This window comes from Trabulsiella odontotermitis, assembly GCF_030053895.1.
Lineage (GTDB): Bacteria > Pseudomonadota > Gammaproteobacteria > Enterobacterales > Enterobacteriaceae > Trabulsiella > Trabulsiella odontotermitis_C.
In genome coordinates this window covers 3,545,312-3,556,972 of record NZ_CP125781.1, presented here as the reverse complement: position 1 = coordinate 3,556,972, position 11,661 = coordinate 3,545,312, and the positions used below count along the sequence as shown (strand labels likewise).

10 protein-coding genes and 3 pseudogenes are annotated in these 11,661 nt (G+C 47.1%); 3 read left to right on the top strand and 10 right to left on the bottom strand.

Going from position 1 to position 11,661, the window contains the following annotated elements:
* The first annotated feature begins 19 nt into the window (after nucleotides 1–19).
* Nucleotides 20–514 carry a helix-turn-helix transcriptional regulator gene (locus QMG90_RS16840; protein ID WP_006809979.1) on the top strand — a complete coding sequence of 165 codons (495 nt, stop codon included), beginning with the start codon at nucleotides 20–22 and terminating at the stop codon, nucleotides 512–514.
* A gap of 73 nt (nucleotides 515–587) precedes the next feature.
* On the opposite strand, the gene QMG90_RS16835 is transcribed toward QMG90_RS16840, so the two are convergent.
* From QMG90_RS16835 to QMG90_RS16815, 5 genes and pseudogenes are all read right to left on the bottom strand, one after another.
* On the bottom strand, nucleotides 588–1,208 hold the full coding sequence (locus QMG90_RS16835; protein WP_283280789.1) for an inovirus Gp2 family protein: 621 nt from the start codon (nucleotides 1,206–1,208) through the stop codon (nucleotides 588–590).
* A gap of 462 nt (nucleotides 1,209–1,670) precedes the next feature.
* A complete protein-coding gene (locus tag QMG90_RS16830; protein ID WP_006809977.1) occupies nucleotides 1,671–2,435 on the bottom strand; it encodes a hypothetical protein in 765 nt (254 codons plus the stop codon).
* 135 nt (nucleotides 2,436–2,570) lie between these two features.
* Nucleotides 2,571–2,792 carry a helix-turn-helix domain-containing protein gene (locus QMG90_RS16825; protein WP_003847740.1) on the bottom strand — a complete coding sequence of 74 codons (222 nt, stop codon included), beginning with the start codon at nucleotides 2,790–2,792 and terminating at the stop codon, nucleotides 2,571–2,573.
* Nucleotides 2,789–3,238 (bottom strand): hypothetical protein, encoded by a 450-nt coding sequence (locus tag QMG90_RS16820; RefSeq protein WP_124053099.1) that lies wholly within the window; start codon nucleotides 3,236–3,238, stop codon nucleotides 2,789–2,791. Before QMG90_RS16820 ends, QMG90_RS16825 begins: the two co-directional genes overlap by 4 nt.
* A gap of 105 nt (nucleotides 3,239–3,343) precedes the next feature.
* Nucleotides 3,344–4,359 (bottom strand): annotated as a pseudogene (locus QMG90_RS16815) (tyrosine-type recombinase/integrase); the annotation flags it as partial.
* 64 nt (nucleotides 4,360–4,423) lie between these two features.
* Here QMG90_RS16815 and QMG90_RS16810 point away from each other — a divergent pair.
* Nucleotides 4,424–5,544, top strand: a protein-coding gene (locus QMG90_RS16810) for an IS3-like element ISSen4 family transposase (RefSeq protein ID WP_108716776.1) whose coding sequence is annotated in 2 segments (ribosomal slippage) — nucleotides 4,424–4,682 and nucleotides 4,682–5,544 — 1,122 coding nt in all. Because the reading frame shifts where the segments join, the coding sequence is not laid out codon by codon here.
* Between the two features lie 28 nt (nucleotides 5,545–5,572).
* On the opposite strand, the pseudogene QMG90_RS16805 reads toward QMG90_RS16810, so the two are convergent.
* The 4 genes and pseudogenes from QMG90_RS16805 to QMG90_RS16790 form a co-directional block, all read right to left on the bottom strand.
* Nucleotides 5,573–5,968, bottom strand: a pseudogene (locus tag QMG90_RS16805) (Arm DNA-binding domain-containing protein); the annotation flags it as partial.
* A gap of 218 nt (nucleotides 5,969–6,186) precedes the next feature.
* Nucleotides 6,187–6,525, bottom strand: a complete 339-nt coding sequence (locus QMG90_RS16800; RefSeq protein WP_283280788.1) for a DUF2645 family protein — start codon at nucleotides 6,523–6,525, stop codon at nucleotides 6,187–6,189.
* Nucleotides 6,522–7,244, bottom strand: a complete 723-nt coding sequence (locus tag QMG90_RS16795; protein WP_283280787.1) for a hypothetical protein — start codon at nucleotides 7,242–7,244, stop codon at nucleotides 6,522–6,524. Before QMG90_RS16795 ends, QMG90_RS16800 begins: the two co-directional genes overlap by 4 nt.
* 13 nt (nucleotides 7,245–7,257) lie before the next feature.
* Entirely contained in the window at nucleotides 7,258–7,737 is a 480-nt protein-coding gene (locus tag QMG90_RS16790) for an Hcp family type VI secretion system effector (RefSeq protein WP_283280786.1), read from the bottom strand.
* Between the two features lie 530 nt (nucleotides 7,738–8,267).
* Here QMG90_RS16790 and QMG90_RS16785 point away from each other — a divergent pair.
* Complete coding sequence (locus QMG90_RS16785; RefSeq protein ID WP_283280785.1) at nucleotides 8,268–8,684, top strand: putative T6SS immunity periplasmic lipoprotein; 417 nt, start codon at nucleotides 8,268–8,270, stop codon at nucleotides 8,682–8,684.
* A 287-nt stretch (nucleotides 8,685–8,971) separates the two neighbouring features.
* Here the strand turns inward: QMG90_RS16785 and QMG90_RS22580 are convergent.
* A pseudogene (locus tag QMG90_RS22580) lies at nucleotides 8,972–10,936 on the bottom strand (autotransporter outer membrane beta-barrel domain-containing protein); the annotation flags it as partial.
* Nucleotides 10,937–11,661 lie beyond the last annotated feature (725 nt).

Genomic DNA, 11,661 nt, shown 5'->3' with positions numbered 1-11,661 from the left:
TCTTGACGGAGGTGGTTCAATGTCGGTTACTGTAACAGTTGAAAAAGTAGGGGCGGCATTTGCATTGATCAAATGCCACCATAGGCCTGAAGCAGAATATGAATTTACTGGTGAGTTTCTCGGGCTTTCACACGAGCTGAAGTTTGCAGGGAAGAATTTACGAGAACTGAGAGAAACTGGCTGTTCTATTTATGGAATTTATCAGGATGAATACGGCATGACCTTACTTCCTGATCATCCCGGCATTAAACTGGCCGAAATACTAGCGGTATCAAATATAGGACTGAATAAATTTTCGGTTTACATGGGATGTCGCGAGCAAGAGATAGTTGAATTGTTGAACGGTTCAGTTTCACTGACGAAAGCTATGGCACTCCGGTTATCGCATGTAGTCGGTGGAAGTTGGTCGAAGTGGATGTTAATTCAAGAGCAGTTTGAATTACAGTTGGCACAACGAGAGATTAAAGAATTAATGATTTTGACTAATATCGGGGATGAGGTCGTTGGATTATAGTAAAACAACCATCTTTAACTGATGGGTTTGGCCTTTCCATCCATAAGAAAGGCCATTTCTGTAAAAAAATAAATTACCCGCGACTGCAGCCGAAGCTACGGTCGCCATCTCCGTATACTTTTGTATCAAGTTTAGCCAGGTAGTCAAGACGATTCAGTAATTTATTGTATTCTCCTTCAAAGTTAAAATCATTGACGTCTAATATATAACGACAATTTTCAGGGTAGTGAACCAATCCCGGATAATCATCCAGTTCCAATCCCAGTGCGCTATACCATGCTCTTACAATCATCATCCTTAAATTGCTTTCAGCCTCATAATCACCTAAATGGTAATAAGAATCTTTGTTAAAAAAAAGACCAATATGAAAATGACATTTTCCCTCTTCGGAAAACTCCCTTACCCAAACATGACGAACTCGGTTTGGATATATTCTTTTACCGTTGGCGGCTCTGGCTCTCTCATTGGCCTCCAACATGGCATTTAATGCATTACGGAAACGGGATATGGCACCAGGCTCTAGATTAGGAAAACAGCAAACAGTATCACCTCTGTCTAGAATGGGGGGGTAATGTACATCAACACGTAATGCCATTGTTCTGGGGAATTCACTGAGTGCATCATTGACGACTCGTTCAATATTTTTTTTATAGGCGAGCACATGCTCACCATGTGAACCATGATATAATTCCATGTTTCGATCCTGTAGCTAGTCCTACGGCTTTCGATAGCCGTATATAGTAATATGATAAGACATAGTTGAATGTCTGTAATTAGTTATGTTAATTAACTGTTGGTAGTAATGATTGCTTTATAATACCTTTCCAACAATAAAACTTGTTATCAACCCATTACCCGTGCAGTAAAATACTTAAAAAGTAACTCTGCAATTATGATCATCCAAAGATACCATTATCCCAGTATCTTTTTACCGTGGAAATGCTTATTCCTAAGATCTTTGCCACCTTGGATTGAGAGTAATGCTTAGCCTTCTCATTCTGAATTAGATAAGAATATTTACTTCCTTCAGGTCTTCCCTGCATTTTCTTTGGTTTTGTTTTGTTAGTAGGCATCTTTTGCTCTCATCTAGCTATTAGGCAATAACTCCATACTGTCGAGATGTATGTAAACTAAGTGGTTATGCTTAACATTGGTATCAGAATGTATGGTTTACTTCACCGTTAAAGGGATTAATAATGATGGCATCTCCTCCTTTCATCGCCTTTTGAGGTGTATCGCCTTCGGCAATTACCGGAACCATTACCGCTAGATCATTTGTGTAATAAATTGGTATCCAGCAATAGCATGATTGTTTAGGGGGAGTTTTATTTCTTTTCAATACTGCCTCAACTCCAAATGTAATAAGTTCAAAGATTGGCATAATCACAATGCTGCTCAAATCAAAAAAACAACCATCGTAGACTGTGTCCTTTATCAGTATGATATTAGATAACCCTCCTGCAATGAGATGTTTGCGGTTCACGCGCCGATCTGTGTAAATAAAAATTGCTTTTTTTACATTGAAACTTTTTATAATGTATGAGAGCTTTTCATGAATTAATTTTTTTTCGCTCTTACCCATCTTATCATGAGGTATTTTGTGCGCATAAAAATCTTGATCGACAACCTCGTTCCGGTGTCGAATGTGAGTGTTCCAGACGGAATAAAAAAACTCTTCGTAAGTTAATTTTGGCTCACCCCGTGCGATTGAGGGGGCCTTCTCTTCAAAAATACAGCCTAATGTTGACTCCAAAGTTTGAGCTATATGATATTGCGATGTTATTTTATTCAATGCTGGGGCTGTGGCGTTTAACAAAAATGATATCACCTCTGACCTAGAGTATCCTTTTGCATTGCTATAGTCGTCGATTGCATCAATAGTTGATTTTTTGTTTGCGCTGAAAGTGATGCGTTTTTTCATATGTATCCTTGACTTTCGTTAATGTAAAATGTGATAAACGGTGGTGATTTAGTATCTTTTATTGACGGATTGTTTCTGTTAATTAAGCCAGCTATTCTTTAGAATAGCTGGGGAGTTATGATTTTGAGGCTGCTGTTAATTACAATATACTGAGAAGGTTAATAGGAACCTATCAATGTCTTTGCGTAACCAATAATGTCGGCTGTTAATTTTCTTTGGGCGTGGTAAACCATTAGGCAGCTTGTCTTGGCAAAGCCATTTTCGAATTGTTTGGGCTTTAAGGTTTAATAGATGTGCTAACTCACTTGTGGAAACAAGTTCAGATAAAGATGTTCTGGATTGCTCATATATGCTCATGCTACCACCTCAATGATTGAGATGCAGGCATATACAAAAAGTAATGAAATTAGAAGGGAAAGAAAGGACCAAAAAGAAAACGAAAAAGCCAAGCTTGAATAAGCTTCAGGGTCAGGGTCACTACCTTCGCTTGAGCCGGATGAGGTACTTTTAGTTGATTTAGACGCATTACCTTGCGAGTTTTCGGCCAGATTTTTGTGCGAGATGATACGTGCAAAAAAAACGCCCAAAGTTTTATGTCGATTGTTTTTATTGTATAAAGAGTTTTTTTCATTGAGGTGTCCAAGAGCAGCTCGAATCCTGATGTTCATCTGTCTTTCCTGAAATATGGACTCAGCACAGGTTTGTCGCTGCTTACTAGAACGAACAACTTTGATCTTACCCACGACCCGTACTATTCGAGCCTTTGAGCTAGTTTGCGCAGAACTCATCAAAGAATTAGACATAATGCTTTATCTCCTGATTTAAAAGTGGACGATGGAATTTAAACCTTAAAATACACTTATGTCAACGATGGATGTTGTTCTGTAATCTATTGATATTAAATGAAATCAACGCATATCAACGGTTATTTTTTTACAATATTTGCTTGCTGTAAGATCCACCTCTCAATTTTTTCATGCCATTTGCGCAACAGATCTAACGGACGACGGCGGTAGTGTTTTTCCGCCAGTGCACTTGGTTTGTGTCCCATAATTTGAGCAACAATACCTGTTGGCACTTCAACCCATTCAGCAAGAGTGCCAAAACTACGGCGTAAGCCGTGAAGGCTGATATGTGGTAACTCAGCTCGAGCTAACGCTCTGTTGTGTCCTGAACGCGGTTCAATAATTTTGCCACTTTTGCTGTTACTTCTGAAAACCCAACCCTCCTTATTTACGTCAGAATTTGGGAATTGCGCTAGCGCACTTAACAGCTCAGAAACATAAGGAGTGAGAGGGATGATACGTTCGCCTTCGATCTTGTCTTTAATCCTCATGCTTGACCATTTGAAATCTACGTCAGACCACCGAAGTGACGCAATTTCTTCACGCCGTGCACCGGTGAGCAAAAGTACTTGGAGATAGGCCGATGCAATGGGATTATTGAGGCTACGTACGGCACTGAACCAGATTTTTAACTGTTCTTTTTGTAAGCAATCTCCCGCTTTACTCGCTGATACTGGAACCACTTTTCTCACGTTATGATCTTGTGCAATATCGCCATGGATTATTCCCTGATATTTTTTCTGGTAATTAGCCCATTTGATAAATGCACGCAACAGCCGGTAGGCATGAGCAGTGACGGTAGGCCGATTTTGTCTCTCTGTACTTAGCCATGCGGCAATGTTCTCTGGTGTTAGTTCCGATAACGGTAGGTCGAGTAAGCTAGCCAATGGTCCAGCCGAGGTTGGGCCCCGGCCTCTTTTTTTACTTACCCCTCCACGGCTGGACAAGTTAATGTGATCGGCAATGTATCGAGTAGAATATGGGCGTTTAGTTTTTGCGCTGATTCCGGTTCTCAATTCTTCAAGGTAATCTTCCCAAGCGCTTGTGAAGGTTACCTTCGTTTTACGAGATTTGACCTGCTCCCCGTTGATTAGTACACCCCGATGTTAGTAATGTCTTCATAAGCCACATGAGGACATCCCCATGAAGAAGCGTTTTTCCGACGAACAGATCATCAGTATTCTCCGCGAAGCCGAAGCTGGGGTACCCGCCCGTGAACTCTGCCGCAAGCATGCCATTTCCGATGCCACGTTTTACACCTGGCGTAAGAAGTATGGCGGTATGGAGGTGCCTGAAGTTAAGCGCCTGAAGTCGCTTGAGGAAGAGAACGCCAGACTCAAGAAGCTGCTTGCCGAAGCCATGCTGGATAAAGAGGCGCTTCAGGTGGCTCTTGGGCGAAAGTACTGACGACAGACCAGAAGCGGGAAGCCGTGATGTTGATGTGTGATGCGACCGGTCTGTCGCAACGTCGTGCCTGCAGGCTTACAGGTTTATCCCTGTCGACCTGCCGCTATGAGGCTCACCGTCCGGCTGCTGATGCGCATTTATCAGGGCGCATCACTGAGCTGGCACTGGAGCGCAGGCGTTTTGGCTACCGTCGTATTTGGCAGTTGCTGCGCCGTGAAGGGCTTCATGTTAATCATAAGCGCGTGTACCGGCTTTATCACCTCAGTGGCCTGGGCGTAAAACGCAGAAGACGTCGTAAAGGGCTGGCAACAGAACGTCTGCCGCTGCTCCGTCCGGCGGCGCCCAATCTGACCTGGTCGATGGATTTCGTCATGGACGCACTTTCCACCGGTCGCAGGATCAAGTGTCTTACCTGCGTCGATGATTTCACAAAGGAATGCCTGACGGTCACTGTTGCCTTTGGGATTTCAGGCGTTCAGGTCACGCGTATTCTGGACAGCATTGCACTGTTTCGAGGCTATCCGGCGACGATAAGAACTGACCAGGGGCCGGAGTTCACTTGCCGTGCACTGGATCAATGGGCCTTTGAGCATGGTGTTGAGTTGCGCTTAATCCAGCCGGGCAAGCCAACGCAGAACGGATTTATTGAGAGCTTTAACGGACGATTTCGCGATGAATGTTTGAATGAGCACTGGTTCAGCGATATCGTTCATGCCAGGAAAATTATTAATGACTGGCGGCAGGATTATAACGAATGCCGCCCGCACTCCACGCTGAATTATCAGACACCGTCTGAATTTGCAGCGGGCTGGAGAAAGGGTCATTCTGAGAATGAAGATTCCGGCGTTACTAACTGAGTGTTGTATCTAATCGTGGGGGCAGGTCAGATTCAGCCTGCTGTGATTCCGCTTCAGCAATTTTTTCTGCCTTAGCTATACGCGGATCTATCCCAGTATCGATTAATGTTTGCAGCCGCCTGGCTTCGGCCCTGGCATCATCAATCCTCCAATCGTTAATGTTGCCAATGGTCATGCGAAGGGTTTTTCCCGCATATACGCTTTGGAACACAAAAGCTTTTGTTCCGCGAGTTGCCCGACATGCCAGGGAAGTTACGTCCGCATCCCAAAGAAATGCCTGGGTTTTTCCTTCAGATAAAGCAAATTTTCGAATGCGCTCGAAGGTGAGTTTTTGTCTTGGAAGTGCCATTTTGGGGCTCCAGATGAGAAATGTTACATCACCATAATGTAACTGCTGGTGTAAGTAAAATGGGGGAATAAACATCAACACCTGTCAATTTTTATCAACAGGTGTTTTTCATAACATAATGTTTTATAATGAATTACTTGTTTTAAGAGTAGGTTTTTAAAGGGGTAAAAATATAATAACGTCGCATTCGTAATGCGAAGGTCGTAGGTTCGACTCCTATTACCGGCACCAATTCAAACATTTCCCAAATCTATCGAAATCAACTTAAAGCCCGCATTAGGTTTTTCAGGGGATCAGATAGTACACGCGCTGTACTGTCCCCAGAACGACCACCACCAGTAGACGATGACGACTACCAGTCCTAAGCCATAGAGAATCGCCTTGAAGAGATCCTTGCAGATGATGTCCCTGACCATAGCAATCAGGAGCGGTGTCCCCAGAAAAAACAAAAACAGAGGTGCAGTGATATCTCGTGTATCGTCCGGGTCTTGGGGGATGCTGCACACACTGCTACCAGGTTCTCGCATCCAGTCATATTCACCTACATTGAAGACCTGCATACACAGATAAACGAGAATGAAATATCCCCCGAGGGAGAGAATTTCGACCAGTCTTTTTCGATCTATTTTCACCAGTTTATTTCCAGCAGTTTTTTTATGTGAGGGCGGATGGACAACAAGCGCTCACCGTAGGAGATGTAAGGCCAGTTGCGATCGCCTTTGCGTATGTTGCTACTCATCCATCGGATGAAATCATTCCGCTGGCGTTCAATCCCACGGTTGTAGCGAATACCGGCTATTTTGTACTGTATGTCTGTTGGGTGAAGTGTGGCCGCGTCCGGGTAGTCATAGAGGATCAGATCTCTAAGGTGTTGTGCCACCAGACGCAGGTTGAATTCGTCTTCCAACAGGCAAGTGGCAAGCTCTAATTGGTCACGTGTGGTTAGCGCTCCCGGATCAAGCCCGAGCGTTCTGGCGGCGACACGGATTTGCATGGCAACTGAACCGACAGAAGTATGATCTGTCGGTTTGATATTTCTCATGAAACTGAACTGTTCCCGCCAGTTCATAGTCAGAGGTTTATATTCTTCTGGTTTGCCGCCCACTTCAATCCAGGCAATGCCCCCCAACAGTTCAGGTGGAATACCAAAGGCATTGGCAGATTCGATGATGAGCCGTCTGTTGTACTGAACATAGGCATCTTTATAGGCGTTCGAATAGTACTCTCCACTTTTTCGCATAGGGTCATTTTTAGTCAATTTCCAGTACATCACGTCGATTTCATCCCACTTTCTGAATTTTATCCGGCTGATATCACAGAATTGGTTTCGGGCAACGACGGTATTTAGCATGGTGCTATTCCTCTCAATACACGCGTTCATCCCAGATGCTGTAACCACTGGTTCCAGCGATGTGGTGTTTCCAGTCGATGCTGTGGTAGGCAACCGAGATCATTTCTTCGGGCTGGTTTTCAGCATGAGTCATGGCATGGGGATAGGATACCGATACATTCATCAAGGTCGCTCTGGTAAGCTGAATGGAATAGTATTTTTCTTGTGCTCCTGTTTGCGTTGTGCGGTAGAAATCAAACAGGAGTTCGAGTTCTTCGTTATTGGTAATGGCAATGCCAAAGAGCGGAGAAGATTTGTCGATGGGTTTGCAGAACTTGATAGGATGATGTTGAGTATGTTGGCTGCGGCTGATGGTATGGTCGAACTGGAGGACGAGGATCTGATCTTTATGTACGCTCTGGTATTTATTTCCGATAGAATCCAGAGTACAGCAGCCGGCTGAGATCAGTCCCTGGTTTTTACCATTAATAGTCAGGTAGATGTTATTTGCCATGTCGGAATTTTCCTTTTAGTGGTCTTTCTCCGAAAGCCCCTTCCTTATTGGGCTTGGTACAATTAGATTTCATTAAAATAATTTGTATTCGTGTCGCTTTCCTTTGCGTGTGACTTTTTCAAGCAACCAGTTTTCTGCTTAAACGGCCACGCCGACTTTTATAATTTACCAGGTTATCATATATACACAAGTGCGTTTTTTACCACTGATCGCGCCAATCTTAACCAGTTTTCACCATTACATGTATAAGGGCAATAACAAGACTTAGCCATACCGAATCCGGAGCGTTACCGTTCCCCGATATCCGTGCTGATGCCATCCTTCATCTTGGTGATCCTGTGAACCAGTACGAAGATGGAGTTAATGGTTTGGAGTGTTAATTATTCCATCGCTAGCTATTTTCAATAGAGCTCGGCCCACATCACTTTCAGATGTCTTGATGTGTTTCTATTGCTGTTGGATATTATCAAATAGAACGGATAATCTTCATTATTGACGACTATCCTAATTGCTTAAGCAGAGGTAATGCGGTGAAAAAGATTATTTTAGTTAGCGTATTCACTTTACTGCTGGCGGGGTGTTTTCATATTGGCGATCCTCGCGCGAAGCATTATCGGGCTTCTGTATTCACTGTCGCGAATGAGGTATGCGTCGCTGTTCAACCGGAAGGTGATGAAAAGCTTATCAGCCTTATCATTGAAGAAGTGGGTAATCCCAGGAATAAACTAGAAAGATTTTATTATGATGACGCTATTACAGTGTCATCGGATAAATGTATCCCAAACTTTGGGTATCGCTTTGAGGCAGGGAAAGCTTATAACTATTCCATTATTCTTGAATCATCCGCTAAGAAAAAGAAAGGCGTTGTTTCTGCAAGCCGGATATATGGCGTTGACTTTACGTTGCGGGAAAACAGCGGAAATCTTGAGGCCTATACACTCTATTGATTTTGATGCAGGTGTACCGGCATACATCGTCAAATGCCTCTTGTGCCAGTATTGGAATGTCTTCTTACCGCCTGGAGGGAAACAATCCAATGAGCGTGCGACAATAACTTTAAATATTCTGCGTAAGTCTTTCGAGCAAATGTATTTTATCACCTACGACGCTATTGTGCCTGAACTAATGGCGCAGCCTGGCGAATCCAGCGACAGCATGTTTAAGCGGCATGCGGATCTTGAGTAGCTGGCTGGAAACGTCCCGTCAGGGACATTTCCTCTATATTGACTGATTATCACCAGCTGTATTTCACCCCCAGTATGCCCTGGGTGTCGCTGTAACCTTTGTCACCCATCTGCACGCCCACGTTGCCCCACACGCTCAGGCGGTCATTCAGCTTGCCTTCCACGCCGGTGCGGATTTCGCCCAGGTTGCGGGCGCCGTCACGGCTCACACGCTGACCGTCCATCTTCACGCCAAAGGCTTCGGTGTTGTGGATCCAGTTCATTTCCACGAACGGCTGGAACTCCCGCTGTTTACCGTCATCCCTTTTGTGGTGACTGTTCAGGTACGTTCTCACCCCGAGACGCGTCTGGATGTTGCCGTCGCCTTCCGTTTCGATACGGGTACCGTCGTTCCGGGTGTGTGCATCATCCTCCACGCCCATCCATGTGACCTGCGCCTGCGGCTGGATATACCAGGTGTTCAGCGTGCCCTGGCTGCCGTAAAACTTACCGGCTTTCAGGGTGTAACCGGCTTCCAGTGAGGCGGTCAGCCCTTTCGATTTGTACTCATCGCTGTCACGGTTTTCCGCGGTCACGCTGCTGTCGAACCAGTTGTATTGTACCCAACTGTCTACATACGCTCCGGTTTTGTCCGCATCTTTCTGGTACCAGGTGCCGTACAGCCCGGCGCTGTAGCCGCTGACACGACCGTCGGAGCCGTATCCAGCGCGGTTGCTGCGGGTGTTGCTGTGTTCATTCGCATAGCCACCCATCACGCCCAGATGCCAGCGGTCAGCGCCGTCAGTGCTCCACTGTGCGATGTCGCCGCCCAGCTGCAGCACATAGCGGTTGCTCTGAGTTTTCAGCTGGCCGTCGCCGGCAGAGGAACGCTCATGGCCGCCGACGTGACGCATCCACATACTGGTGACGTTATCATCACCGTTACGCAGGGCGTCGGTGTACTGCGGCTCACCGAGACGGTCATGCAGGCGGTGGTTAAACAGCGTGTTCGCCGCCGCGATATTGCTGATATAGCTGCCCGCTTCCGGACGCAGGGCGTCAGGGGCGGTCGGGTCAACCACCGGCGGTTTCACCGGATCGACTGGCGGTACTGGGTCATCCGGTGGCGGCGTCACACTGCCTGTCCATTTACTGGTCAGGTACCAGTTTTTCTCCGCGCTTCCCGTGCCTTTCGCCAGGGCATAAACATACGCCCCGGCTTCCACGGTGCCATTGGTCAGCGCGAAGTTACCGGCAGAGTTACCGTCCACCTTAACCAGCTCAATGCCGTTAACCGTCTGTTCGCCAGCACCACCGACATTATTCACCACAACCCGGGTATTGCCCGTGGTGTCGCCGCGAATTGCCAGTTTATCTGTCGGGGAGTCATCTCCGGCGAGTGTGGTATTCATCGCGATCAACCCGTCGTTGCCGGTGTGGTTGCCTTCAACGGTCAGGGTTTTGAAATCATCATTTGTTGGCGCGGAAAACGCGATCGTCCCGGCACTGGTCAGGTTGTTGACCAGTGAATCGCCGGTCATGTTCCAGTGGCTGGCGGCATCAATGTCCACATCGGTCGGGTCGATCCAGCCGGTCAGCGTCGCGCCGTTTTGCAGGGTCAGACGGCTGCCGCTGCTGCCGGTGATGTTACTGGTCAGTTGCGCGCCGCCGTTAACGCCGTCGAGGACAAGCTCACCCGCGTTCAGTTCGGTGTCGGTGGTCCAACCGGTCTGGCCTGCCAGTGTCAGGCTGCCGTCGCCTGTTTTGATAAAACGACCGCCCGCCATATCACCGTCGATGATATCGCCTGCGAAGCGGGTATCGTCGGTATCGGTAGCGTTAACGGCAGTCAGTGCCGCCCCGTTCAGTGATACCGTACCACTGTTGCCGCTAAGGCGGTTAACCTGCTGGTCATTGCCGTTCAGATCAAGCACACCACCGTTGATGATGACATCGCTGCTGCTGTTCAGGGTACCGGCAATATCCGTCCGCAACGTACCCGCGTCGACAGTGGTGCTGCCGCTATAGCTGTTAACAGCGGAGAAAATCAGGGTGCCGTCGCCGGTTTTGGTCAGGCTTTTCCCGTCCCAGCCATAACCATACGCAGTGGTGGTCAGGTTATCCGTCAGCGCTTTACCCGGGGTGAAGCTGTTGCCGTCCGTGACGTTAAACGTGCCGTGGGCGCTGTTGTCTTCGGTGTTGAACCAGACCAGATCAAACTGCGCGATGACGTTTTTACCGGCGTCATCTTTCTTCGCCCAGCCAACCAGAAAATGGTCGATGTCGACATAATCCTGCAGCGCCTGCCCGGCGACGGTATAGCGAAAATCACCGTTGATGCCGTTCTGCGTGCTGACCAGGGTATACAGGTTCTCGTCGGTTTGTGGTGCATAGCCGGTAATATCCAGCGTATTGTTTCCCAGCAGCGCCAGGGCATCGGCACTCAGTGCCGGATTGCTGGCGATATCAACCTGGGTGGCGACGCCATCGCCAAGCATCGCGTCAGTCGCGATAGTTAACGTTTTACCCGCATCAATTTTCAGCGTGCCGCCCGTCATATTGAGCCTGTCAGCCCCCACCGAGTTCGCGATCTGCAGATCGCCGCTGCCGGTTTTGGTCAGTGTCTGAACGTGTTCCAGCGCGCCGGCAATCATGGCGCGATCGGTGATCGCCAGATTCGCGCCACTGCTGCCCATGGTCAGCAATGCGCCGGACTGCACATCCAGTGCGGTGAAGGTCTGTGACAGGTTTTGCGCGTTCA

What these genes read in the sequence shown, in the direction of transcription:
- QMG90_RS16840 (WP_006809979.1), top strand. Translation starts at nt 20, where the DNA reads ATGTCGGTTACTGTAACAGTTGAAAAAGTAGGGGCGGCATTTGCATTG.
- QMG90_RS16835 (WP_283280789.1), bottom strand. Translation starts at nt 1,208, where the DNA reads ATGGAATTATATCATGGTTCACATGGTGAGCATGTGCTCGCCTATAAA.
- QMG90_RS16830 (WP_006809977.1), bottom strand. Translation starts at nt 2,435, where the DNA reads ATGAAAAAACGCATCACTTTCAGCGCAAACAAAAAATCAACTATTGAT.
- QMG90_RS16825 (WP_003847740.1), bottom strand. Translation starts at nt 2,792, where the DNA reads ATGAGCATATATGAGCAATCCAGAACATCTTTATCTGAACTTGTTTCC.
- QMG90_RS16820 (WP_124053099.1), bottom strand. Translation starts at nt 3,238, where the DNA reads ATGTCTAATTCTTTGATGAGTTCTGCGCAAACTAGCTCAAAGGCTCGA.
- QMG90_RS16795 (WP_283280787.1), bottom strand. Translation starts at nt 7,244, where the DNA reads ATGCTAAATACCGTCGTTGCCCGAAACCAATTCTGTGATATCAGCCGG.
- QMG90_RS16790 (WP_283280786.1), bottom strand. Translation starts at nt 7,737, where the DNA reads ATGGCAAATAACATCTACCTGACTATTAATGGTAAAAACCAGGGACTG.